The following is a 23683-nucleotide window of genomic DNA, read 5'->3' on the forward strand; positions in this document are numbered from 1 at the left end:
CTCCGCTATTCGGGGCGTTTGCCCTGAGAGGCCGGGGCGAGGTTGTCGCCCTTGAGCCAGGCGGCGATCACCGTGGCGATCCTCGGCCCGGACTTGCCGTCCCACAACACCGGCAGCTCGCCGGCCGGCGTGGTGGCGCCGTCGGCCAGCGCCTTCTCCGCAGCCGCGGGCAGCAGCGCGGGCGTGACCAGGCGGTTCGTGCCGTGCGTGATCGTGATCGGCCGCTCGGTGTTGGGCCGCACGGTCAGGCACGGGACGCCCAGCATGGTCGTCTCCTCCTGCACGCCGCCGGAGTCCGTGACGACCAGCGCCGAGCCTCGGACAAGTGAGAGAAAGTCCACATAGCCCAGCGGGTCGACGACCCTGACCGACTCCCCGTCGACCAGCCCCGCCTCGGCCAGCCGCGCCTTGCCGCGCGGGTGGATCGGCACCACGAGCGGGATCAGGCGCGAGACCTCCAGCACGGCGTCGACCAGCTCTTTCGCGGCCTCGGGCGAGTCGACGTTCGCGGGCCTGTGCAGGGTCGCCACGGCGTAGCGGCCCGGAATGCCCAGCCGCTCGACCACGGGCGCGGGGTCCAGCGACGGCAGGGCCGAGAACAGACTGTCGATCATGGGGTTGCCCACCAGGTGCACCTTGGAGGCGGGCACGCCCTCGTTCGCCAGGAACGACAGGGCCTCGGGTGAGGTGGCGAAGAGCAGGTCGGCAAGCGCGTCGGTGACGACCCTGTTGATTTCCTCGGGCATGCCGCGGTCGAACGAGCGCAGCCCCGCCTCCACATGCGCGCTCTTCACGCCCAGCTTGGCGCAGACCAGGATCGCGGCCAGCGTGGAGTTCACATCGCCGTAGACCACGACCAGGTCGGGCTCGTGCTCCTGGACGACCTCCTCAAGGCCGACGAGCAGGGCCGCGGTCTGCTTGGCGTGGGTGCCGGAGCCGACACCCAGGTTCGCCACGGGGTCCGGCAGGCCGAGATCGGCGAAGAAGACGTCCGACATCAGCGCGTCATAGTGCTGACCTGTGTGGATGATGCCCTGCCGCACGCCGAGTTCATCGAGTGCTCGCACCACCGGGGCCGCTTTCACGAAATTGGGACGAGCGCCCAGAACGTGCAGGACCAGGGGGTTCTCCCTCATTGACCTCGCCTTTCATAGCGGAAGGGGAAAAACGTTGCCTATGGTACGGTCACGGCGTGGCATCCGACGCCAGTCGTCAAGACTCCTCAAAGGTCTCCGCGAAGTCCGCCCGTGCCGGCGTCGGTGGACTTCTCAAGGGCTTCGTCCAGCACCCGATCATCGTCTCCCGCGTCGTCGTGACGAAGGTCAAGTCCGACCCCGTCCGCGTCGCCCAGGCGGCGGCCGAGGCACTTCCGCCCCGGCTGCGTCCCGTCGTGGGCAGCGTCGCCTGGCCGGTCGCGCGCAGGGCCAGAAGGGCCGTGCGCAAGTTCGGCATGCGCGTGGTCAAGGGTCCATGGAACGAAGCCAAGGAACACTGGAACGCCGGCCGGGTCAGCGAGGCCGCCGCCGTCCTCGAGGCCCACACCAAGTACCCGTTCATCAAGCGCAGGGCCGCCTATTACCGGGGCGAGCTGGCCGCGATCAGTCCCGACCCGATCCCGCCGGGGTCCAAGGTGGCCGTCACCGAGCGGGTCGAGGGCCGGGTGCTGCACCTGGTCACCAACGCGCTGCCGTACACGCAGGCGGGTTACACCGTCCGCACCCACCGCATCGTCACCTCCCAGAAGGCCGCGGGGCTCGACCCGCACGTGGCCACGAGCTGGGGCTGGCCGATGTTCCAGGGGCACGTGGACGCGTCGCCGTTCGACGAGATCGACGGCATCCCCTACTACCGGCTGCTGCCCGACGGGCACGGCGAGATCCCGTTCGAGATGCACGGCCGCATGGTCAAGGGCGCCGACGCCGTCACCGACCTCGTCGCCGAGCTCAAGCCCCAGATCCTGCACGCCGCCACCGACCACCGCAACGGCTCCGTGGCGCACGCCGTGCGCGACAGGACGGGCACGCCGTACGTCTACGAGGTGCGCGGCTTCCTGGAGGAGACCTGGGCCTCGCGCGACCCGATCAGGGTCGGCAGCGAGCGCCAGGTGCTCCAGCGCGAGCGCGAGGCGTTCCTGATGCGCGAGGCCAACGCGGTCGTCACGCTGGCCGAGACCATGGCCGCCGAGATCGTCGAGCGGGGCGTGCCCAGGGAGCGGATCCACCTGGCGCCCAACGCGGTGGACGACTCGCTGCTGACCGCGCACTACGACGGCGCCTCGTTCAGGACCGCGTACGGCATCGAGCCCGGCGAGATCGTCGTCGGCTCGGTGAGCAGCATCGTGGCCTATGAGGGCTTCGCCACCCTGCTGCACGCCGCCGCGCTGCTGCGTGACGAGGGCAACCCCGTGCGGGTGCTCATCGTCGGCGACGGCGCCGAGCGTCCGAACCTGCTTGAGCTGGTCGAGGAGCTGGGCCTGAGCCAGGCCATCCTGCCGGGCCGGGTCGGCCCTGAGGAGGCGCTGCAGGCGCAGGACGCCATCGACATCTTCGTCTGTCCTCGCGAGGACCTGCGTGTTTGCCGACTTGTTACGCCATTGAAACCCGTCGAGGCGATGGCGCTGGGCAAGCCCGTGGTGCTCAGCGACCTGCCGGCGCTCTCCGAGCTCGTCGGCTCCGACGGCGCGGGAATGCTGGTGCAGGCGGGCGATCCGGCGGCGCTGGCCAAGGCGCTCGGGGGGCTCAAGGCCGACCCCGCCAAGCGCGCCGAGATGGGCGAGGCGGGTCGCGCGGAGGTGGCCGCGAAGCGAACGTGGAGCCGCGTCGCGGCGACATATCAAGCTCTGTATCGGTCGCTAGCAGAATGATGACCTTCAAGTTAGCTGTCTGTTGTGACGGTTTCCGTCGCATTAGGCGTGAGCTAGGTGGAGTTGAGATAACCTTTGCGACCATGAAGTGTTGTCTCCGGCTCCCAAAGGTCCCGCTGTGACAGAAATCGACTTGGCTGTCATCGGCCTGGGCTACGTCGGCATGCCGCTCGCCAAAGAGGCAGTGGCCGCCGGCCTGCGGGTCGTCGGCGTGGACGTCGACCCCCGCAAGGTCGACGCGCTCAACGCCGGGCAGTCCTACATCGATGACCTGACCGACGCCGACCTCGAGCACATGCTGGCCAACGGGTTCAGCGCCACCCTCGATGAGACCGTGCTGGCCAGGAGCAACACGATCGTCATCTGCGTGCCCACCCCGCTGGACGAGGACCACCGACCCGATCTGTCGGCCGTGGAGGGCGCCACCCAGGCCGTGGCTCGCAACCTGAGCAAGGGCACGCTCGTCGTGCTGGAGTCCACCACCTGGCCCGGCACCACCGACGAGGTGGCCCGGCCGCTGCTGGAGAGCTCGGGTCTCGTTGCGGGCGAGGACTTCCACCTGGCCTTCTCGCCCGAGCGCATCGACCCGGGCAACCCCAAGTTCGGCATGCGGAACACGCCCAAGGTCGTGGGCGGCTACACGCCGACCTGCCGCGACAGGGCGACCGCGTTCTACGGGCGCTTCATCGAGCAGGTGGTGCCGGTCAGCGGCACCCGCGAGGCCGAGATGGCCAAGCTGCTGGAGAACACCTACAGGCACGTCAACATCGCCCTGGTCAACGAGATGGCGATCTTCTGCGACGAGCTCGGGATCGACCTGTGGGAGTCGATCGAGGCCGCGGCGACCAAGCCGTTCGGTTTCCAGAAGTTCCTGCCCGGTCCGGGCGTCGGCGGGCACTGCATCCCCGTCGACCCGTCGTACCTGTCCTACACCGTGCGCAAGCTCGGCTACCCGTTCCGGTTCGTGGAGCTGGCGCAGGAGATCAACGAGCGGATGCCGTCTTATGTGGTCGCTCGCGTACAGCGGCTGCTGAACCGGCATAAGAAGCCCGTAAATGGCGCAAGAGTCGTTATGCTCGGCGTCACCTACAAACCGGATATCGCCGACGATCGTGAGACCCCGGCCCTGCCAGTGGCGCGTGCGCTGCTCGAGCTGGGCGCCGACCTCACGTTCGCGGACCCGTACGTCAAGGAGTGGTCGGTAGACGGCACGCCAGTGCCGCGTCAAGAGGATCTGGCCGAGGCCGTCACCAACGCCGACGTGACGCTGCTCATGCAGCAGCACGCGGCGTTCGACCTCGACATGGTCGAAGCGAAGGCCAGGCTCGTTCTCGACACCCGCGGCGTGCTCGCCGAGGGTGAACGCGTCGAGCGGCTGTAGCGACGGAGGGTTGCTCGCAGTGCACGTGCTCGTCATGACGGTGGTGCATAACCCCGAGGACGCTCGGATTCTGCACAGGCAGATTCGTGCCCTCGTGGATGCCGGTCATGAGGTCACGTATGCCGCCCCCTTCACGGCCTTCGGGGTGGTACCGCGTTCCTGGGTCACCGGCGTCGATCTTCCCCGCGCCGCACAGCGCAAACGCATGTCGGCGGTCTGGGCCGCCCGGCGGGTGTTCAAGCGCATGCGTGACAAGGTCGACCTCGCCCTCGTCCACGACCCCGAGCTGCTGTTCGCGGTGTGGGGGGTGCGCCACAGGCCGCCCGTGGTGTGGGACGTCCACGAGGACACCCCGGCCACGCTCTCGCTCAAGCCCTGGCTGCCCTCGCCGCTGCGGCCTCCCGTGCGGTTCCTGGCCCGCGTGCTCGAAGGCACCGCGGAGCGCCACATGAACCTGATGCTGGCCGAGACGGCGTACGCGGGCCGGTTCAAGCACGCCCACCCCATCGTGCCGAACGAGACCTGGGTACCCGACGACGTGACGCCCCCGGGCGACGATCGCGTGGTCTACCTGGGGTGGCTGTCCAGGGCGCGGGGTGTGACGGAGGCCGTCGAGGTGGCCAGGCTGCTGCAGCCGTACCGGGTGGCCGTGGAGCTGATCGGGTACGCCGACCCGCAGAGCCGTCCCATGCTGAACCAGGCCGTCACCGAGGGCGTGCTGGAATGGCGCGACTTCATGCCCAACGACGAGGCGCTCAAGCGGCTCGACGGGGCGCTGGCCGGGCTGTCGTTGCTGCACGACGAGCCCAACTACCGGCACTCGATGCCCACCAAGATCGTTGAATACATGGCGCACGGCATCCCGGTCATCACGACCCCGTCGCCGAGGGCCGTCGAGCTGGTCGAGCGCTACGACAGCGGAGTCGTGGTGCCATGGGAGGACCCCAAGGCGGTCGCGCAGGCCGTGCTCACCCTCCGGGACGACGTACGCGAGCGCAGGGCGCAGGGGGCACGCGGTTACGCCGCGGCCCGCGCGAACCACCACTGGCCCAACTCGGCCAAGCGGTTCGTCGCCCAGCTCGAGTCCTGGGCCGGGGTCAAGCCGTAGTCGTCGAGGGCGGGTAGGGGTTCCTGAACGTGCGCTGGCTTCTCGTGGTCGCAGGCGTGGCCATCGTGGCCGTGGTCGCTGCCGTGATCGTCGTGTTGCCGTCCTCCGACGACAAGCCGGCCCCCACGGTCTCCGCCGCGCCGAAGCCGTCGCGCACCGACCCGACGCCTCAAGTGAGCGAGTTCACCGACCAGTGTGGAACGTTCGAGACCAAGGAGCGCGCCCCCTACGCCGTCACCGGCTACTGGATCACCCCCAAGTCGAACCCGTGCACCTGGCGCAACCAGCTCCGCGAGATCCACGACGTGGGCGGCGACACGATCATCAGGATCGGGTACGGCCTGCAGTTCCGCACCGTCTCCGACGGCGGCGAGATCCTCGACAGGGACGGCGAGCTCGACCCGCTCTACAAGGCCTGTCAGGAGGACGGCCTGACCTGCCACGACGCGGCCGAACGCGACCTGCGCGAGGCCAACCCGGGCAACCGGATCGGACGCACGTACGTCTTCAGGACCGACGAGTCGTTCGGCCCCGACCTGTTCCGCTGCTCCAAGATGGAGCGCCCCATCGAGGCCGGCAACCGCATCTACTACCGGATCATCACGCAGCCGGACGGCTCGGACGACGCCACCTGCGACTTCTCCAGCAAGGGGGCCTCCTACGACCTGATCCTGGTGGCCGGCTCGGACAAGGACAGCCTGAAGGAGCTGCTCGACCTGGGCGACCAGTTCGGCATGCGGATCTTCCCCGCGCTGCCGCTCGCGCCGCGCGACCAGGACAACAAGCTCAGGGCCAACAAGAAGCACATCGGCACGCTGACCACGCTGACGCGGCGCATCCTGCAGGACTACGGCGTCCGCTTCGCCGACCGTGACTCGCTCGGAGGCGTGTACCAGCCGTTCGAGGTGCAGATGTCCGACACCCTGGCCTCGAACCCGACGCTGGAGGTCTACACCGACCAGCACACGATCGTCGAGCAGCAGTTACCGGGCAAGCCCATCCTGATCAGCCCCTACATGGACGCGCGCAAACGGGTGGCCTTCGGGCGGACGCCCAAGCAGGTGGCCGAGGGGTTCAAGGCCCTGGCCAAGACGGGAGTCGGCATCATCGCCCCGCAGGACAGCCGCGGCACCGGCAAGGTGGGCCTGTTCTGGCCGGACGAACGCGACAACGAGGTCGACGAGCGGCTGCGGTCCGAGGTGGGGGAGTCGACGTACAACACGGCCTACCACGGGTCGACGCGCGACTACTACCGGGAGATGGCGGCGGCCCGCGACGAGATGGTCGCGGCCGGACACGACGTGCAGCTCTGGGCGAACGTCGAGGCGTTCGAGCCGTCCGGCAAGGAGCCGTGCGCGCCGCAGGGGACGCGCGGCAAGACCGACAAGAAACGCCTGGACCAGGCCGTCACGATGACCGGGCGGTACGTCCAGAAGGTCGTCTCCTACATGTGGAGCGACTTCATGACCTGCGGCACCCCGTCCCTGGAGAAGGAGATCACCACCGACTGGCAGCGGCCGATCGCCGTGGACGCCATCCGGCGCGCACGCGACGTCCGGGACGGGATCGAGGTGCGTGGCTACAACTTCAAGAACAGCACCGTCACCGTCGAGTGGTCGGGCGGCAGGCAGGAGCTCGTGGTCGCCTCCGTGGGGTGGCTCGACGAGGATCCGCTGGAGGAGCTGCCGGAGGGGATGTCCACGGCCTGGGTGCCGTTCGACTGGTCCCAGGTGCCCGCGGGGGAATGGGTGAGGATCGGGGTCAAGATCCCTTCCGGGCAGGCGACCACGGAGCCGTTACACGTCCGGATCCTCACGTAGACCCGCGGTGGACCTACGGTTCGCTTGCCGCCCACGACTGCGTGTAACGTGCCGTCCATGGTCCCGAGCATCCCGGTCAGCGTCGACCTGGTCGTGCTCACCGTACGCGGTCATGCGCTGAGCGCCCTCGTGTGGCGCCGCGACAACCCGCCGTTCCTGCGTCGCTGGTCGCTGTCGGGCGGCTTCATCCAGCTCGACGAGGACCTCCCGGCCGCAGCCGCCCGCATCCTGTCGGAACGAGCCGGCCTGCCCGGCGCCCCCGTCCACCTGGAGCAGCTCCAGACGTACGGCTACCCCGACCGTGACCCCCGCCAGCGCGTCCTCAGCGTCGCCTACCTCGGCCTGGCCCCCGACCTCCCGGCCTCGGAGAAGGCCCACATGAGCTGGCAGCCGGTCGACTCCCTCACGGTCATGGCCTTCGACCACCGCCGCATCATGCTCGACGGCGTCGAACGCGCCAGGGCGAAGCTGGAGTACACCCCCCTGGGGGCCGCCTTCTGCCCGCCGGAGTTCACGGTGGCGGACCTTCGGCGCGTGTACGAGATCGTCTGGGGCCGCCCCCTCGACCCTCGAAACTTCCACAGGAAGGTCACCAAAGCGGGGGGCTTCCTGGTGGAGACGGGCGCCACGACCACCAGAGACGGCGGCCGCCCCGCCAAGCTCTACCGCCGCGGCCCCGCCGAACTCCTCCACCCGCCCATGCTCCGCAGCCTCAAAGAGTAACTCCGCGCATCGACCCCCCGAGGGTGCCTCGGTGATGCCGCACGGTGCCGCTGCTCCTAAAGTTAGGCCATGCCTCGTTTCCGCCAGATCCTGGACACCATGGCCCCGTACAAACCGGGCAAGGCCGTAGCGGCCCCCGACGGGCGGTCATACAAGCTGTCGTCGAACGAATCCCCGTACGGCCCGCTGCCGTCCGTCATCGAGGCCATCGCCGAGGGGGCGCGGCAGATCCACCGCTACCCCGACGCGGGCGCGATCAAGCTGACCGAGGCCATCGCCGAGCGGTTCGACGTGCCGTTCGGCCACATCGCGCTCGGCGCCGGGTCCGTGACCGTGGCGCAGCAGCTCTTCGAGACGGTGGGCGAGCCCGGGGTGGAGGTCGTGTACGCGTGGCGCTCGTTCGAGGCCTACCCGCTGCTCGCCGACCTGGCCGGGGTGAAGTCGGTCCTGGTGCCGCTGGTCGAGGAGAAACACGACCTGGATGCCATGGCGGAGGCGATCACCGATGACACGCGCATGGTGTTCGTGTGCAACCCGAACAACCCGACCGGCACCGCCGTCCGCCGCCGCGAACTGGAGGCGTTCCTGGACCGGGTGCCCGAGCGGGTGCTGGTGGTGCTGGACGAGGCCTACCACGAGTACGTGCGCGACGCGGACGTCCCCGACGGCCTCACGTTCTACCGCGACCGGCCCAACGTCGGCGTGCTGCGCACGTTCTCCAAGGCCTACGGGCTGGCCGGCCTGCGGGTCGGCTACCTGATCGCGCAGGAGCCCGTGGCGGCGGCCGTACGCAAGACGATCATCCCGTTCGCGGTCAACCACCTCGCCCAGGTCGCGGCCATCGCGTCGCTGAAGGCCGAGGACGAGCTGCTCGAACGGGTCGAGCGGGTGGTCAAGGAGCGCACCCGGGTCCGTGAGGCGCTCATCGCCCAGGGCTGGACGATCCCGCCCACCGAGGCGAACTTCGTCTGGCTCAGGCTCGGCGAGCGCACCCTCGACTTCGCGGCCGCCTGCGCGGAGCAGGGTGTGGCGGTGCGGCCGTTCGCGGGCGAGGGCGCGCGCGTCTCCATCGGCTCCCCGGAGGCGAACGACGCCTTCCTCTCGGTGGCCAAGGCGTTCCCCCGCTAGATCCGCACTTCGGCGGCGGGGGGCTTTGGAGAGGGGCGGCAGAGCTAGACCTTGACCTCTTCCAGCACCGGCGTCCTGGATTTGGCGCGTCGCTCGGTGGACACCACCAGGGCGACGCCCACCAGGATCACCACGCCGCCGAGGATCATCTGCGTGGTGACGTCCTCGTTCAGCACGAGCACACCCAGGAGGACGGCGACGGCGGGGTTCACGTACGCGTACGTGGACACCAGCGAGATCGGCGCGTTGCCCAGCAGCCAGGTGTAGGCGGTGAAGCCGACCAGGGAGCCCACCAGCACCAGGTACGCCAGCGCGGCCCACGAACGCCCGGACACCGAGGCCAGGTCGAGCCGTTCGCCGAGCAGGGAGCCGGTCGCCAGCAGGCCGAGCCCGCCCGCGAACATCTCGATCGTGCTGGCCGCCCACACGTTGGAGGGCATGGGGATTCTGGCCGACAGGAACGAGCCGACCGACCACGACAGCGAGGCCACCAGGATCACCACGATCCCCTGCGTGCCGGACGACTCACCGGCGCCACCGCCACCGCCGCCGCTCAGCGACAGCGCCGCCACCCCGCCGAACCCGACCAGCACCCCCGCCAGCGTCAGCACCGCTGGGCGGTCCCTGAACACGATTCTGAACACGACCAGCCACAGCGGCACCGCCGCCACGAGCAGTGCGGCCAGGCCGCTGGAGATGTGCTGCTCGGCCACGGCCACCATGCCGTTGCCGCCGGTCAGCAGCAACAGGCCGATCAGCGCCGCCCCGCCGAACTGGCGTGGCGACATCCTGAACGGCTCCCGGCCCCTTCTGATCAGCAGGAAGCCGCCGAGCAACAGCGCGGCCGTCAGGAACCGCAGGGAGCCGCTGAGCATCGGGGGCATGGTCTCAATGACGATCATGATGCCGAGGTACGTCGAACCCCACACCACGTAGACGATCGCCAGCGCGGTCCAGACGAGTAGCGGAGCCCGAGTGTCAGGGGCGTTTGGACTCATGGCTCATGACGATACCGGCACCATCCAACAAAAACTCGCGCGTATCAGACTTTGGACTAGCGCGGCTTGTGTGGATGGACCTGTCGGTGATGTCCCGTCAGCGTGGGGGATTTCGGGCCTTGCGGATGAGGTGCCTCAGAAGGGGCCTGCGCGGGGCTGTGAGAGTGTTGCAGGCGTTGACCGATGGGGTTGGTGGATCGTTGTGTCAACGACGCGGTAACCCACCTTGACGAACTCTTCAGGGCCGCCTGAAAAATTTGGTGCCCCCGTCCGAATCCCGTCGATCGGGGGCGTCGAAGAACATACCCTCATCTACACGGGTCAACCAATAAGTTCACAAGAGTCGGTGCACAACTTCGCCAGACCGACATGATCTGTCAACGTTCAGGTCCCAGGCAGGCCACACGTGACCCGCGAACCGGCCCAGAGCGCGCCGTAACGGCGCCCAGCCCCGCACAGGGTCAGAGCCGTCTCCCTGGAAGGCCCCCAAGCACGTAGGACGGGTGGCGTCTCGTTGGCTCGCCGTACTGGATGGTGATTGCCCTTCCAAAAACGGCGAGCACTGACGCGTCCCCGAAGCGCTTCGAGAAGGACTCGAAGCGCTTCGAGGGATCGGTCACCGTGGACCGAGTTTCTCCACGATCAGCCGATACAGCTGCCGAGGCCGGCCAGGCTGTGGTGTGCGGTTGGGCGGAAGCGGCCACGCGAGTCCCTCGTCAACCAACGTGCGCAGCAACCGCCGAGCCGTACGAGGCGTAACCCCGAGCATCTTGCCCGCGCCCTCGGCGTCGACCACTGTGTCTCCGCCTTCGAGCTTGGCCGCCAATCTGGCCAGTACCTCCACGCCCTTCGGCTTGAGCGTGGCGGAGCCCGCCGGTGGCATGCGCGGGGCCGGGATGAGTGCCCGTCCCTCGCGGTCCACCGCGAACCCTTGTGCCTGTTTGCCCGCCTGCGTGCGGGCCAGCGCGGCTCTGGCGTGTGACTCCGCGTCGTGCGTCGTCCGCCCCATGCCCACGCCGACCTCGACCGCCAGCCCCAGTTCGTCCCTGATCCTGGCGGCGAACGGCAACACCCTGAATCCGTCGGTGGCCGCCGCGATCGAGCCCCTGGTCGCGGTGACCAGGTAGCTGTGATCGTCGATCGGCCAGACGGTGGCGTTGATCCGGTTCGACTCCTGGACCAGCAGCCGGTGCAGAGACAGCCGCAGTTCATCGCGCCAGTAGCGGGGCGCGGCGCGGCGCACGGGTTCGCGCAGCGTCGGCACCTCCACCAGGACGACGGTGAGTTGTGACTCCTCCAGCCGGTGGTGCGCCCCGAGCAGCGCCGCGGTGTGCAGCGCCGTCCGGACCGCCCCTGAGGTGGGCCTGATCCTGATCACCGGAACGCCCGCCGTGTTCAGGCGTTCGGCCACCGCGGGCAGGCACGTCAGTGCCCCCGAGGTGGCACCCTGCCGGGCGAGGCGTTCGTGGTAGGCCGCGATCGTGCCGGTCGCTCCCGGCTCGTCGCGGCTGTGCACATCCGTGGCGGGGATGCCGAGGTCGGTGTAAGCCTCCTCGACATCGGCCCTGCTGACCACGTCGATGCTGACCCTCTGGGGGTCGATGCGGGTGTCCAGCGCGGCCTTGGCCAACGCTGCCACCAGTGCTGCTCCGCCGAGTTGGACGTACGTCGCGGGCATCGTCAGCACGCCGGAACGCCTGGCCAGGTCATAGGGGACCGGGCTGGCGAACAAGCATGCGTCGACACCGGGACCGAGCCGTGTCACCTTGTCGGGCGCCTCCTGTTCGTCGCGGTATGCGGCCGCGACAAGGCGACACGGCAGCGGCGCCGCGGCGTGACCCATCAACATCACTCGCTCGACCAGGTCGTGGGGTCCGACCACGCCGATGGTGAGGTCCGGTGTCATAGCGCCCGGGCGTGACACTCGGGGAGTTTCTTCGGCCCTCTCGACCAATGTTCGTCCCATCCTGCCGTCCGTTGCAGTGCTCTCTTTTGGAACGATCGCTCGCGGGGGCCGTAATGTCACGCCCGACTTTTCCGGAAAGCCCTTCAGGTTGACCGCCCGTCAAGATGTTCTAGCAGCTCAACGACGCTTTTCTTCCGGTTTTTAACTCTCGGAAATCTCTCGTGTAATGTCCGCGCCGAGCGCACGCATTCGTGCCGCGAGATGTGCGTGTCCGCGATCGATCAGGTATCCGGAGTCGATCAGGGTCTCGCCCTCGGCGGCGAGCCCCGCGAGGACGAGCGCGATGCCGGAACGCAGGTCGTGCGCCGTCACCTGTGTCCCGGTGAGCGGCGTCCTGCCGCGCACGATCGCGCGGCTGTCCTCCACCTCCACGTTGGCGCCCATTTTGTTGAGCTCGCCGGCCAGCGCGAACCTGCCGTCGAAGATGCGCTCGTGAATGTAGCTGGTGCCTTCTGCCAGCGCGGCGACGGTCATCATCGGCGACTGCAGGTCGGTGGCGAAGCCGGGGTAGGTGTCGGTGATGATGTTGATGGGCCGCAGCGGGCCTTCGCAGCGCACGTGCAGCACCGCGCCCTGCCGGGCGAAGTCGACGCCCATCTGCTCCAGCTTGTAGCGGACGACGCCCAGGTCGAGCCCGGTGCCCACCAGGCTCAGCTCGCCCCCGGTGATCGCCGCGGCCATCGCGAACACGCCCGCGTCGAGCCGGTCGGGCATCACCGTGTGCTCCACGGCGTGCAGTTCGTCCACGCCCTCCACGGTGATGAACCCGGTGCCGCCGCCGCTGATGCGCGCGCCCATTTTGGTGAGCATGTGGATGACGTCGAGCACCTCGGGCTCCAGCGCCGCGTTCTCGATCACGGTGGTGCCCTTGGCCAGGGCGGCGGCCATGATGAGGTTCTCGGTGCCGGTGTGGGAGGGAGTGTCGAGGTAGAGGGTGGCGCCGGTCAGTCCGGCGGCCTTGACGTGGATGACGGTGTCGCCCTCGTCGACGACGGCGCCCAGCCGCTTGTAGCCGAGGTAGTGGAAGTCGAGGTTGCGGCTGCCGAGATTGCAGCCGCCGACGCCCTCGACGATGGCCTCGCCCAGACGGTGCAGCAGCGCGGGCGTGAACAGCACCGAGCCGCGGAAGCGCCGGGCGATCTCGGCGGGCAGCACGGGGCTGTCCACCTTGGAGGCGTCGATGACCAGCGTGCGCTCCGACTCGTGCAGCTCGACGTACGCCCCGATCGCCTCGGCCAGCTCGATCGCGCGGCGGACGTCTTCGATGATCGGCACGTTGCGCAGGACGGTGCGGCCCTTCGCGGCGAGCAGAGCCGCACCGATCATGGGTAGCACGGCGTTCTTCGCGCCCTGGATGAACGCGGTTCCACGCAGTGCGTTGCCACCGCGCACGCGGTAACGGACCATTTCGTGCGGCTCCTTGAAATCAACGGCGAGGCTCGATCGGGCCAACAGTAGTCGCTAACACCACATGACCCAGCCGAATCATCCGCTAAAGGGAGCTCCCGTGATGCGCTCATACGCTTCTAGGTATCGCTGCCGTGTGCGTTCGACGACATCGTCAGGAAGTCGCGGTGGGGGGTTTCCGGATGTTTTGTCCCATCCTGATTCGGGCGAGAGCAGCCAATCGCGTACAAATTGCTTGTCAAAAGAAAGCTGCGGACGCCCCGGCTGCCATTGGTCGGCCGGCCAGAACCGCGAGGAGTCGGGCGTCAGCACCTCGTCACCCAGCGTCAGCACCCCGTCGGCGTCCCAGCCGAGCTCGATCTTGGTGTCGGCCAGGATGATGCCCCGCTCGCGGGCGATCTCCGCGCCACGCGTGTAGACGGCCAGTGTGATGCGGCGCAACTGCTCGGCGGTCTCCGCGCCGACCTCTGCCACCACCTGCTCGTAGGAGATCGGCTCGTCATGGTGACCCATGGGCGCCTTGGTGCTGGGCGTGAAGATCGGCTCGGGCAGCCGAGACCCGTCCTCCAGCCCTTCGGGCAGCGGCACGCCGGAGACCGTGCCGCCGGCGCGGTACTCGTTCAGCCCGCCGCCCGCCAGGTAGCCGCGGGCCACGCACTCGACCGCGACCATCTTCAGCGGCCTGCACACCACGCTGCGGGCTTCGTCGCCCTTGGCCACGATGTGGTTGGGCACGATGTCCTTGAGCTGGTCGAACCACCACAACGACATCTGCGTGAGGATGGCTCCCTTGTCGGGGATATCGGGTTCCAGGACGTAGTCGAAGGCCGACAGCCGGTCGGAGGCGACCATCAGCAGCAGGCCGTCGTCGGTCTGGTAGAGGTCGCGGACCTTGCCGGAGTGCAGGTGCTTCATCGGGCGATGTCCGTCCTGTGGTGGGAGCCGCGCAGCTCGATCCGGCCGACCAGGTCGTAGGCGTTGCGGCGCGCGCTCTCCTGGTCGGGCCCGTGGCCGACGACGGTCAGCACCCGCCCGCCGTTGGAGACGACGCGGTCGCCGTCGCGCCTGGTGCCGGCGTGGATGACGTACGCGTTCCCGGTCGGCTCCAGCCCCGTGATCACGTCGCCCTTGACCGGCGTGTCCGGGTAGTTCTCCGCCGCGACCACGACCGTCACCGCCGAGCCGTCCTTGAACACCGGGTCGAGCCCCAGCTCGCCGGTCGCGCACGCCATCAGCAGCCCGCCCAGCGGCGTCTCCAGCCGGTCGAGCAGCACCTGCGTCTCGGGGTCGCCGAAACGCGCGTTGAACTCGACGACCTTCGGCCCCTTCGAGGTCAGCGCCAGCCCGACGAAGAGCACCCCCTGGTAGGGCAGCCCGCGCCGCGACAGCTCGCCGATCGTCGGGTGCACGACCTCCCGCATGACCTGCTCGGTCAGCCCGTCGGGCGCCCACGGCAGCGGCGTGTAGGCGCCCATGCCGCCGGTGTTGGGGCCCTGGTCGCCGTCGTAGGCGCGCTTGAAGTCCTGGGCGAGCTGCAGCGGCACGGCCGTGCTCCCGTCGCACAGCGCGAACAGCGACACCTCGGGGCCGTCGAGGAACTCCTCGATCACCACCCGCTCGCAGGCCCGCGCGTGGGCGAGCGCCTTGTCCCTGTCGTCGGTGACGACCACGCCCTTGCCCGCGGCCAGGCCGTCGTCCTTGACCACGTACGGTGCGCCGAACGCGTCGAGGGCCGCCGCGGCCTCCTCTTCGGTGGTGCACGCCCTGGCCCGCGCGGTCGGCACGTCGGCCGCCCTCATGATCTCCTTGGCGAACGCCTTGGAGCCCTCGATCATGGCCGCATCGCCGGACGGCCCGAAGCAGGCGATGCCCGCCTCGCGCACGGCGTCGGCGACCCCCGCCACGAGCGGCGCCTCCGGCCCCACGACCACCAGGTCGACCCGTAGCCGCGTGGCCAGCTCGGCCACCGCGGGGGGATCGACGGGGTCGACGGGATGGACGGTGGCGACCTCTTCGATGCCGGCGTTGCCCGGAGCACAGTGGAGCTCGCTGACCTGGGGGTCGAGTTTGAGGGAACGGCACAGGGCGTGCTCACGCCCTCCTGATCCGATGACTAGAACGCGCACACGGTCCATTGTCGCAGGCCCGCCGCCTGTCGCACGCTCAGGTACCGGCCCTCCGAGGCGGCTGAACAGCTATCGCCGGAATAGATGGGAAACTTTGTTGAGTTCTACCTGAGCCCCTGCCGCCCCGGAGAGTATTGTCGGATAGGTTCTCCCGCCTGTGGTAGGTTAAGGCGGCTTTGCGGCGTCTCTTGTGATTGGAGGTGGTCCGGGATGAAACCTGGTGATCCCAGCAGTACGTGCTCGAACACGTACATCCTGTATGCCCCCGACCACTCCAATCCGGCAGCCTGATCGTGCCTCCACGCATTTGTGTTGATTGAGGTGAATTTTCATCGCGCGTGGAGCGTGCCAGGTCGGGCGGAAAGGGACTGCCATGCGCTCGTCCACGCTTTTCCGTCGCATCAACCGTCACCCCGTGCGGTCGCGCGTCACGCGTCAGCTTCCCCAGCAGGTGCGTGAGATCCGCGTGCCGCCCGCCGACTCCATCGTCGAGTTCGGCGCCTACGTCCAGGGCAAGAAGATCGCGTCCCCGGGCATCGCCGAGGCGCTCACGCTCGTCCGCGAGCACAACAAGGACTCCGACGGCGCCAACGCGTTCGTCTGGGTCGGGCTCCACGAGCCGGAGTCCCCCGAGGTGGAGTGGCTCTCCGAGGTGTTCGGGCTGCACCCGCTCGCCGTCGAGGACGCCGTCAAGGCCCACCAGCGTCCCAAGGTCGAGCGGTACGGCGATTCGCTGTTCATGGTGCTCAAGACCATCGCCTACCTCGACCACGACGAGCTGACCGCCACCAGCGAGATCATCGCGACGGGCGAGATCATGGTGTTCCTCGGCGCCGACTTCGTGGTCACGGTGCGGCACGGCCGGCACTGCCCGCTCACCGTGGTCCGCGAGAAGCTTGAGGACAAGCCCAAGCTGATGAACCGCGGCCCCGCCGGCGTGCTGCACGCGATCTCCGACCACGTGGTCGACCAGTACCTGCAGGTGGCCGACCTCATGCAGCTCGAACTGGAAGAGGTCGAGGCGACGGTGTTCGCCGACGTCAGCTCCCGCGACATCAACCGGATCTACCAGCTCAAGCGCGAGATGCTGGAGATGAAGCGGGCCATCACCCCGCTCCTCGCGCCCCTGTCCGCGCTGCCGCAGCGCCGCGTCATCCCCTCGGAGATGCGCGAGTACTTCCGCGACGTCGGCGACCACCTGTCGAGGGTGTGCGAGCAGGTGGAGTCCTCCAACGAACTGTGCAGCTCCATCCTGCAGGCGGCGCTGGCCCGTTCGAACGCGCTGGCCAACGAGGACATGCGCAAGATCTCGTCCTGGGTCGCCATCCTGGCCGTGCCCACCATGATCGCCGGCATCTACGGCATGAACTTCGACTTCATGCCGGAGACCAAGCAGGTCTGGGGCTACCCGGCGGTGCTGGCCGTCATGATCACCACGTGTGTGCTCCTGCACCGGGGCTTTCGCAGGAACGGCTGGCTCTGAAGGGTCTCAGACCCCGACGGGCCTGAGCGGGCTGACGGGCTCGGGCAACTCCAGCCCGCGCCCCCGCCAGACCTCCCGCATCCGGTCGGGGTAGTCGGTGACGATCCCGGCCACCCCGAGATCCAGCATCCGGCCGGCCAGCCCGGCCTCGTTGACGGTCCACACCGCCACGTCCAGCCCGGCCGCCTCGGCCTGCCCCATCAGTGCCTCGTCGACCATGACGTGCTCCGGCGAGAGCGTGGTGGCCCCGGCCTCCCCGGCGGCGGCGGGAACGTCGTCGCCCAGGTCGTCGTGCCAGTGCAGGGTGTCGGGCTCGATCAGCGCGAACCGGCGCGTGTCAGGGGCCAGGCGGGCGGCCGCGGCGATGATCCGCCAGTCGAAGCTGAGGACGGCCGCGTTGCCGAGCCGGTCGTGCCGGTCGAGCTCCTCGACGACGAGCTCGGTGAACATCCCGGGGTCGGGGGTCAGCTCGGGCCTGGTCGGGTCGGACTTGAGCTCGACGTGCAGGCGCACGCCCTCGGCCTCGAAGGCGCTCACCAGCCCCAGCACCGCGCCCAGGGTGGGCATCCGGGTCTCGGGCATGGGGACCTGCGTCAGCGCGAAGGGGTCGTCGGGATGGCGCGGTAGCCGCACGCCCACGTCGAGCGTGCGCAACTGGGCCAGGGAGAGGGAGTTGATCGGCTTGCCGACGTACGGGAAGCGCGGGTCGCCCGCGTAGACCGGTCGCCTGTCGGCGCTCGTCACGGCGGAGACGGTGAGGTCGTGCGTGAGCACGAGGCGTCGATCGGCGGTGAGCGCGACGTCGAGCTCGAGCGCATGCACGCCCAGCTCCATCGTGCGGCTCATCCCTGGCAGGGTGTTCTCCGGCCACAGCCCGCGAGCGCCCCGGTGACCATGTATCTCAACGCGCACACCGGGGACCCTACCTGGCGCGGGTCACGGTTCGGCGGTGCCACGCCGTGTCCTTTTTATCCTGCTACGCCCGGTCGTCCAGACACCCGTAGCCCATAGGCTGTTATTCATGACGGAGGTTCTCAAATCAGCCCATTTCCCGACAGTTCGGGCGTGGGTCGAAGGCTGGGCCATCTCCCGCGCGACCCCCGGACCCGTACCCGAGCCATGGGGCCTGCGCGTGGACGTCGGGCTGCCCGGCCACGTGGCCCGCCACATCGTGGCCGCCCCCACCCAGGAGATCCTCCACGGCCTGACCGCCAGGCTCACCACCCCTGGCACCTGGCTCAAACTCTGCGCCCCCGCCGAGTCCGTCGCCCCCTGCCTTCCGCCGGGCTGGACCGTCAAAGAACCCGAGTTCATGATGACCGTCCCCCTGACCCGCACCCTCCCCTTAACCCGAGCCAACCGCCTGAACCGCCCTGACCGCCTGAACCGCGCCGTCCCGCAGGCGCCGCCCGGCTACACCCTGGCCGTCACCACCAGGGCCGGCGTCACGGTGGCCCGGCTGCTGACGGCGGCGGGCGAGGTGGCGGCCAGGGGACAGTACGCCATGGCCGGCACCACGGCCGTCATCGACAAGGTCGAAACGGCCGCCGGCCACCGCCGCCGCGGCCTCGGCACCGTCGTCATGGGCACCCTGGCCGGCACGGCCGCCTCGAAAGGCGCGAGCACCGGCATCCTGGTGGCGACCGCCCAGGGCCAGGCCCTCTACCGCACCCTCGGCTGGACCCTGCACACCCCCATGACCGCCGCCGTCCTGACCTGAACCGCCACCAGCCGTCCCGTCCGTACCGGTCACGCGTTGCGCAGGCTGATCTATGCTCAACTCGTACGCCCCGGGTCCGCCTCTGCTCCGCATGCCGCCCGGGGCACGGGTTTTCGGCCCGCCGACGAGCGGGCAGCCCAGGGGATGGGTGTTCCATCCCCTGGGGGTTGGTCAGACGAGGGGGCGGACGACCACGGTCTGGTCGCGGCCGGGGCCGACGCCGATGGCCGAGATCGGGGCTCCGCTCATCTCCTCCAGCGTCCGCACGTAGGCCTGCGCGTTGGGCGGCAGGTCGTCGAACGACTTGGCGCTGGTGATGTCCTCCCGCCACCCCGGGAACTCCTCGTAGATGGGGGTCGCGTGGTGGAAGTCGGTCTGCGTCATCGGGATCTCGTCGTGCCGGACCCCGTCGACGTCGTAGGCGACGCACACCGGGATCCGCTCCAGCCCCGACAGCACGTCGAGCTTGGTGAGGAAGTAGTCGGTGACGCCGTTGATGCGGGTGGCGTAGCGGGCGATCACCGCGTCGAACCAGCCGCAGCGGCGGTTGCGCCCGGTCGTGACGCCGTACTCGCCGCCGGTCTTGCGCAGCCAGTCGCCCATCTCGTCGGTCAGTTCGGTCGGGAACGGCCCCGAGCCGACGCGGGTGGTGTACGCCTTCAGGATGCCGATGATCTTGTTGAGCCGGTTCGGCGGGATGCCGGCGCCGGCGCAGGCGCCCCCGGAGGTCGGCGACGACGAGGTGACGAACGGGTACGTGCCGTGGTCGATGTCGAGCAGCGTCCCCTGGCCGCCCTCCAGCAGCACGAACTTCCCCTCGTCCAGCGCCTTGGACAGCACCAGCGAGGTGTCGGCGATGTGCGGCTTGAGGCGTTCGGCGAAGGAGAGGTACTCGTCCAGGACCGCGGCGGGGTCGATGCCGCGCCGGTTGTAGACCTTGGTCAGCACCTGGTTCTTCTCGGTCAGGGCGACCTCGATCTTCTTGGCCAGGATCCCGGGGTCGAGCAGGTCCTGGACGCGCACGCCCATACGGGCGATCTTGTCGCCGTACGCGGGCCCGATGCCGCGCCCCGTGGTGCCGATCTTGGCCTTGCCCAGGTAACGTTCGGTCACCTTGTCCAGGGCCTTGTGGTGGGGCATGATCAGGTGCGCGTTGGAGGAGATCAGCAGCCGCTCGGCGGAGATGCCGCGGGCGGCCAGGCCGTCGATCTCGCCCAGCAGCACGCCCGGGTCGATGACCACCCCGTTGCCGATGACGGGCACCACCTCCGGCGACAGGATCCCCGTCGGCAGCAGGTGTAGCGCGTATTTCTGGTCGCCGATGACCACGGTGTGGCCCGCGTTGTTGCCACCCTGGTAGCGCACGACGTAGTCGACGTCGCCACCGAGCAGGTCGGTGGCCTTGCCCTTGCCCTCATCGCCCCACTGGGCACCAACGAGAACGGCAGCCGGCATGGTTCAGTCTCCCGAGCAAAAAAACGAAAACCCCTGGCGCAATCGCGACAGGGGCTCTTGCGTTGAGAGACTACCCGAACGTGCCTAATCGTCCCAAGGGCTAACCCTTGGTCAGCGCGTCATAACCGGTTTCCGTGCTGTCCTTGAGGAACTGCAGGCACCGTTCGGCCTCGTCCTTCTCGCCGATGGACTGGGCGGCCCGCGACAGGGCGAACAGGCAGCGCAGGAAGCCGCGGTTGGGCTCGTGCTCCCACGGGATCGGCCCGTGGCCCTTCCAGCCGTTGCGGCGCAGATGGTCGAGCCCGCGGTGGTAGCCGGTGCGGGCGAAGGCGTAGGAGGTGACGGCGTGCCCTTGCGCGAAGTACTCCTCCGCCAGCGTCGCCCAGGCCGCCGGGAAGGCGGGGAACCGGGCGGCCACGTCGGAGGCCTTGGCCCCGGATTCGAGCGCCTCCCTGGCCTCGGGCAGATCCGGCAGGTGAGTCGGGGGCGGCCCGGCGAGAAGGTTATCCATAGGACAAGTCATACCCGCCGGGCCTCCGTAGTGCTAGGAGATCTTCGTCCCAGCGCTCTTGAGGTTCTGGCACGCCTCGGCGACGCGCGCCGCCATCCCGGCCTCGGCGGCCTTGCCGTAGGAGCGCGGGTCGTAGGCCTTCTTGTTGCCGACGTCGCCGTCCACCTTGAGGACGCCGTCATAGTTGCGGAACATGTGGTCGGCGACGGGCCGGGTGAAGGCGTACTGCGTGTCGGTGTCGACGTTCATCTTGACGACGCCGTACGAGATCGCCTCGTGGATCTCTTCGAGCGCCGAGCCGGAGCCGCCGTGGAAGACCAGGTCGAACGGCTTGTCCTTGCCGTACTTGGCCCCGACCGCCTCCTGGATCTCCTTCAGCACGCTCGGCCGCAGCTTGACGTGCCCCGGCTTGTAGACGCCGTGGACGTTGCCGAACGTGGCGGCCAGCAGGTAGCGGCCCTTCTCGCCGAGCCCCACGGCCTCGGCGGTGGCCAGGGCGTCTTCAGGGGTCGTGTAGAGCTTCTCGTTGATCTCGCCGACGACGCCGTCCTCCTCGCCGCCGACCACGCCGATCTCCATCTCCATGATGATCCGGGCGCGCGCGCACTTCTCGATGAGCTCCTTGGCGATCTCCAGGTTCTCCTCAAGGGGAACGGCCGAGCCGTCCCACATGTGCGACTGGAAGAGCGGGTCGAGGCCCTTGGAGACCCGCTCCAAGGAGATGTCGATCAGCGGCCGCATGAAGCCGTCGAGCTTGTCCTTGGGGCAGTGGTCGGTGTGCAGCGCCACCGTGACCGGATATTTCTCGGCCACCACCCGGGCGTACTCCGCCAGGGCCGACGCCCCGACGACCATGTCCTTGACGGTCGCGCCCGACAGGAACTCCGCGCCGCCCGTGGAGACCTGCACGATGCCGTCGCTCTCGGCCTCGGCGAAGCCGCGCAGGGCCGCGTTCAACGTCTGCGACGACGTCACGTTGATCGCCGGATAGGCGAATCCGCCGGCCTTGGCCCGGTCGAGCATCTCAGCGTAGACCTCTGGGGTCGCAATAGGCATGATTCATCTCCCTGAGAAGTTACGGCTTCGCGCCAGGCCCAGTATCCCGGCTCACTACCCCGTGTGGTAGAGACAACGCGTGCTTGATGGTCATGTCGCCTGTCCTCACTACGGGTAGGCTCTCGGGGTGGACTGGCTTTGGAATCTCCTGGACCCGACGTGGTGGCTCACGATTCTCGGGGCATTCGCCACCGTCGGCGTTCTGGCGATCATCTTCGCCGAGACGGGTTTGCTGCTGGGCTTCTTCCTGCCCGGAGACTCGCTCCTGGTCGCCGCGGGGATTTTCAGCTCGGCTTCGGTGGCGCAGGGAATGGGCATCGCGCCGCTCTCCTTCCCCGTGTTGTTGATCGGCACACCGCTGTGCGCGGTCGCGGGCGCCCAGCTCGGTCATTTTCTGGGTGCGCGATTCGGCCGCAAACTCTTCGACAAACCCGATTCGCGGTTGTTCAAGAGGGAGCACGTGGTCAGGGCGGAGGAGTTCTTCCAGAAGTTCGGCCCCGCCAGGGCGGTGATTTTGGCCAGATTCGTGCCGATTGTGCGGACGTTCATGAATCCGGTCGCGGGCGTGCTGGAGATGTCCCCCAAACGATTCTTCCTCTGGAACGTCATCGGCGCTCTCGTCTGGGTCGAAAGCCTGCTCCTGCTCGGCCACTTCCTCGGCGGCAGCGTCGACCCCAAGCAGATCGACAAGTACATCCTGCCGGGCGTCTTCCTCATCGTGCTGATCTCGCTGATCCCGATCTTCGTCGAGGCGATCAAGCACCGCAGGGCCGGCAAGAACCTGCCAGAGCCCAACGGCAAGCACCACCGCATGCGGTCGCAGTCCGACATCCAGCAGTGACGCGAACGTCGGCATACCAACGGGTACGCTGCCCCCGTGGGACGCCACAGGTCTGATCCGATGGGCCTCGCCCGCCTGGCGCTCGCCGTCCTGGCGGCAGGGGCCGTGGTGACGCTCTTGGTCATGGGCGGGCGCGCGCTGTTCGGCTCGTTCGGCACGCAGCCGCCCGAGCGCGCCGCCGCCGACACCGCGACGGCCGCCTCGACCGACGAGAGCGCCGCCGCGCAGGTGCCGACCGTGCGCATCGAGTGCGTGGCCGAGACCTGCCCGATCGTGACGGTACGCGTGCCGGGCGGCGACGTGCTGCAGTACCGCGAGATGAGCAGGGGCGAGGAGGTCAGCTACTTCGAGCCCGAGCTCGACGTGGTCATCAGCGACGCCGGCACGGTGCGCGTCGCCGAGAACGGCAAGCCGCGCGAGCCGGGCAAGGCCGGCGAACGCGAGGCGTTCACCGTCAAGGGCTCGGCCGGCTGACCCCCGCCCGGTCCGGTGGATCAGAGGCCCAGGTCCGTGACGGTGAACACGCTGCGGTAGTCGAGCCCCTCATCGGTGATCCGCTCCCTGGCGCCCCGGTCGACGATCGTCGCCACGGCCACCACCTCGGCCCCGGCCTCCCGCAGCGCCTCGACGGCGGTCAATGGCGAGCCGCCGGTCGTCGAGGTGTCCTCGACGACCAGCACCCTGCGCCCCTTCACCTCCGGCCCCTCGATCCTGCGCTGCATGCCGTGGGCCTTCTGCGCCTTGCGCACCACGAAGGCGTCGAGCGTGCGCCCGCGCGCCGCCGCCGCGTGCAGCATCGCGCTCGCCACCGGGTCGGCCCCCAGCGTCAGCCCGCCCACCGCGTCGAACTCCAGGTCGTCGGTCAGGTCGAGCATCACCCTGCCGACGAGGGGGGCGGCCACGCCGTCGAGGGTGATCCGCCGCAGGTCGAAATAGAAGTCGGCCTCCATGCCCGAGGAGAGGGTGATCTTGCCGTGCACCACGGCCTTGCGCTTGATCTCGGCCAGCAGGTTGTCGCGATCCGTCATGCGTCCAAGCTTAGGGTCGGTCCCGGTCGGCACTTCTCCCATGCCCAAAGACGCGGGCGCGGTTTAGTC

21 protein-coding genes are annotated in these 23683 nt (G+C 68.9%); 10 read left to right on the forward strand and 11 right to left on the reverse strand.

The features are described from left to right. Positions 1-5: 5 nt before the first annotated feature. The gene (gene wecB / locus ACFOY2_RS42585; RefSeq protein WP_379533822.1) at positions 6-1136 is read right to left on the reverse strand and encodes a non-hydrolyzing UDP-N-acetylglucosamine 2-epimerase; all 1131 of its coding nucleotides are present in this window, start codon (positions 1134-1136) and stop codon (positions 6-8) included. Positions 1137-1192: 56 nt separating this feature from the next. Here wecB and ACFOY2_RS42590 point away from each other — a divergent pair, with 56 nt between their 5' ends. The 6 genes from ACFOY2_RS42590 to hisC all read left to right on the forward strand — a co-directional run bounded on the left by ACFOY2_RS42590 (position 1193) and on the right by hisC (position 9023). Continuing rightward, positions 1193-2863, forward strand: coding sequence for a glycosyltransferase family 4 protein (locus ACFOY2_RS42590; RefSeq protein ID WP_379533823.1), 1671 nt, complete (start codon positions 1193-1195; stop codon positions 2861-2863). 118 nt (positions 2864-2981) lie between these two features. After that, the gene (locus ACFOY2_RS42595; RefSeq protein WP_379533824.1) at positions 2982-4244 is read left to right on the forward strand and encodes a nucleotide sugar dehydrogenase; all 1263 of its coding nucleotides are present in this window, start codon (positions 2982-2984) and stop codon (positions 4242-4244) included. A 19-nt stretch (positions 4245-4263) separates the two neighbouring features. Beyond that, a complete protein-coding gene (locus ACFOY2_RS42600; protein WP_379533894.1) occupies positions 4264-5352 on the forward strand; it encodes a glycosyltransferase in 1089 nt (362 codons plus the stop codon). A 29-nt stretch (positions 5353-5381) separates the two neighbouring features. Next, the gene (locus tag ACFOY2_RS42605; protein ID WP_379533825.1) at positions 5382-7172 is read left to right on the forward strand and encodes a DUF4434 domain-containing protein; all 1791 of its coding nucleotides are present in this window, start codon (positions 5382-5384) and stop codon (positions 7170-7172) included. A gap of 57 nt (positions 7173-7229) precedes the next feature. After that, complete coding sequence (locus ACFOY2_RS42610; protein WP_379533826.1) at positions 7230-7895, forward strand: NUDIX hydrolase; 666 nt, start codon at positions 7230-7232, stop codon at positions 7893-7895. Between the two features lie 69 nt (positions 7896-7964). Next, complete coding sequence (gene hisC / locus ACFOY2_RS42615; RefSeq protein ID WP_379533827.1) at positions 7965-9023, forward strand: histidinol-phosphate transaminase; 1059 nt, start codon at positions 7965-7967, stop codon at positions 9021-9023. Positions 9024-9067: 44 nt separating this feature from the next. Here the strand turns inward: hisC and ACFOY2_RS42620 are convergent, their stop codons facing one another. The 5 genes from ACFOY2_RS42620 to purD all read right to left on the reverse strand — a co-directional run bounded on the left by ACFOY2_RS42620 (position 9068) and on the right by purD (position 15520). Beyond that, positions 9068-10021, reverse strand: a complete 954-nt coding sequence (locus ACFOY2_RS42620; RefSeq protein ID WP_379533828.1) for an EamA family transporter — start codon at positions 10019-10021, stop codon at positions 9068-9070. Positions 10022-10637: 616 nt separating this feature from the next. Further along, positions 10638-11927, reverse strand: a complete 1290-nt coding sequence (locus ACFOY2_RS42625; protein ID WP_357813299.1) for a GTP cyclohydrolase IIa — start codon at positions 11925-11927, stop codon at positions 10638-10640. Positions 11928-12128: 201 nt separating this feature from the next. After that, positions 12129-13394 (reverse strand): UDP-N-acetylglucosamine 1-carboxyvinyltransferase, encoded by a 1266-nt coding sequence (gene murA, locus ACFOY2_RS42630; RefSeq protein WP_379533829.1) that lies wholly within the window; start codon positions 13392-13394, stop codon positions 12129-12131. 78 nt (positions 13395-13472) lie between these two features. Further along, complete coding sequence (locus ACFOY2_RS42635) at positions 13473-14309, reverse strand: phosphoribosylaminoimidazolesuccinocarboxamide synthase (RefSeq protein WP_379533830.1); 837 nt, start codon at positions 14307-14309, stop codon at positions 13473-13475. Next, entirely contained in the window at positions 14306-15520 is a 1215-nt protein-coding gene (gene purD / locus ACFOY2_RS42640) for a phosphoribosylamine--glycine ligase (protein WP_379533831.1), read from the reverse strand. The genes ACFOY2_RS42635 and purD overlap by 4 nt, the downstream gene beginning before the upstream one ends. Before the next feature lie 415 nt (positions 15521-15935). Between purD and corA the strand changes: the two genes are divergently transcribed. After that, on the forward strand, positions 15936-17003 hold the full coding sequence (gene corA / locus ACFOY2_RS42645; RefSeq protein WP_379533832.1) for a magnesium/cobalt transporter CorA: 1068 nt from the start codon (positions 15936-15938) through the stop codon (positions 17001-17003). 6 nt (positions 17004-17009) lie between these two features. On the opposite strand, the gene ACFOY2_RS42650 is transcribed toward corA, so the two are convergent. Beyond that, positions 17010-17915, reverse strand: coding sequence for a glycerophosphodiester phosphodiesterase family protein (locus ACFOY2_RS42650; protein ID WP_379533833.1), 906 nt, complete (start codon positions 17913-17915; stop codon positions 17010-17012). 109 nt (positions 17916-18024) lie between these two features. Here ACFOY2_RS42650 and ACFOY2_RS42655 point away from each other — a divergent pair, with 109 nt between their 5' ends. Further along, a complete protein-coding gene (locus ACFOY2_RS42655) occupies positions 18025-18723 on the forward strand; it encodes a GNAT family N-acetyltransferase (RefSeq protein WP_379533834.1) in 699 nt (232 codons plus the stop codon). A 171-nt stretch (positions 18724-18894) separates the two neighbouring features. Here ACFOY2_RS42655 and ACFOY2_RS42660 read toward each other — a convergent pair whose 3' ends face one another. The 3 genes from ACFOY2_RS42660 to fbaA all read right to left on the reverse strand — a co-directional run bounded on the left by ACFOY2_RS42660 (position 18895) and on the right by fbaA (position 21745). Beyond that, entirely contained in the window at positions 18895-20178 is a 1284-nt protein-coding gene (locus tag ACFOY2_RS42660) for an adenylosuccinate synthase (protein WP_379533835.1), read from the reverse strand. A gap of 100 nt (positions 20179-20278) precedes the next feature. After that, the gene (locus ACFOY2_RS42665) at positions 20279-20689 is read right to left on the reverse strand and encodes a DUF3151 domain-containing protein (protein ID WP_379533836.1); all 411 of its coding nucleotides are present in this window, start codon (positions 20687-20689) and stop codon (positions 20279-20281) included. Positions 20690-20722: 33 nt separating this feature from the next. Then, the gene (gene fbaA, locus ACFOY2_RS42670; RefSeq protein ID WP_379533837.1) at positions 20723-21745 is read right to left on the reverse strand and encodes a class II fructose-bisphosphate aldolase; all 1023 of its coding nucleotides are present in this window, start codon (positions 21743-21745) and stop codon (positions 20723-20725) included. 127 nt (positions 21746-21872) lie between these two features. On the opposite strand from fbaA, the gene ACFOY2_RS42675 reads away from it, so the two are divergent. After that, a complete protein-coding gene (locus ACFOY2_RS42675) occupies positions 21873-22586 on the forward strand; it encodes a DedA family protein (RefSeq protein WP_379533838.1) in 714 nt (237 codons plus the stop codon). Positions 22587-22622: 36 nt separating this feature from the next. After that, entirely contained in the window at positions 22623-23060 is a 438-nt protein-coding gene (locus ACFOY2_RS42680; protein WP_379533839.1) for a hypothetical protein, read from the forward strand. 20 nt (positions 23061-23080) lie between these two features. Here ACFOY2_RS42680 and pyrE read toward each other — a convergent pair whose 3' ends face one another. Continuing rightward, a complete protein-coding gene (pyrE, locus tag ACFOY2_RS42685) occupies positions 23081-23614 on the reverse strand; it encodes an orotate phosphoribosyltransferase (protein WP_379533840.1) in 534 nt (177 codons plus the stop codon). Between the last annotated feature and the right edge of the window lie 69 nt (positions 23615-23683).

The organism is Nonomuraea purpurea (genome assembly GCF_042650645.1).
GTDB classification, from domain to species: Bacteria; Actinomycetota; Actinomycetes; order Streptosporangiales; family Streptosporangiaceae; genus Nonomuraea; species Nonomuraea purpurea.

What these genes read in the sequence shown, in the direction of transcription:
- murA (WP_379533829.1), bottom strand. Translation starts at nt 13,394, where the DNA reads ATGGTCCGTTACCGCGTGCGCGGTGGCAACGCACTGCGTGGAACCGCG.
- ACFOY2_RS42625 (WP_357813299.1), bottom strand. Translation starts at nt 11,927, where the DNA reads ATGACACCGGACCTCACCATCGGCGTGGTCGGACCCCACGACCTGGTC.
- ACFOY2_RS42610 (WP_379533826.1), top strand. Translation starts at nt 7,230, where the DNA reads ATGGTCCCGAGCATCCCGGTCAGCGTCGACCTGGTCGTGCTCACCGTA.
- ACFOY2_RS42660 (WP_379533835.1), bottom strand. Translation starts at nt 20,178, where the DNA reads ATGCCGGCTGCCGTTCTCGTTGGTGCCCAGTGGGGCGATGAGGGCAAG.
- ACFOY2_RS42620 (WP_379533828.1), bottom strand. Translation starts at nt 10,021, where the DNA reads ATGAGTCCAAACGCCCCTGACACTCGGGCTCCGCTACTCGTCTGGACC.
- hisC (WP_379533827.1), top strand. Translation starts at nt 7,965, where the DNA reads ATGCCTCGTTTCCGCCAGATCCTGGACACCATGGCCCCGTACAAACCG.
- ACFOY2_RS42635 (WP_379533830.1), bottom strand. Translation starts at nt 14,309, where the DNA reads ATGAAGCACCTGCACTCCGGCAAGGTCCGCGACCTCTACCAGACCGAC.
- wecB (WP_379533822.1), bottom strand. Translation starts at nt 1,136, where the DNA reads ATGAGGGAGAACCCCCTGGTCCTGCACGTTCTGGGCGCTCGTCCCAAT.
- fbaA (WP_379533837.1), bottom strand. Translation starts at nt 21,745, where the DNA reads ATGCCTATTGCGACCCCAGAGGTCTACGCTGAGATGCTCGACCGGGCC.
- pyrE (WP_379533840.1), bottom strand. Translation starts at nt 23,614, where the DNA reads ATGACGGATCGCGACAACCTGCTGGCCGAGATCAAGCGCAAGGCCGTG.
- ACFOY2_RS42655 (WP_379533834.1), top strand. Translation starts at nt 18,025, where the DNA reads ATGACGGAGGTTCTCAAATCAGCCCATTTCCCGACAGTTCGGGCGTGG.
- ACFOY2_RS42665 (WP_379533836.1), bottom strand. Translation starts at nt 20,689, where the DNA reads ATGGATAACCTTCTCGCCGGGCCGCCCCCGACTCACCTGCCGGATCTG.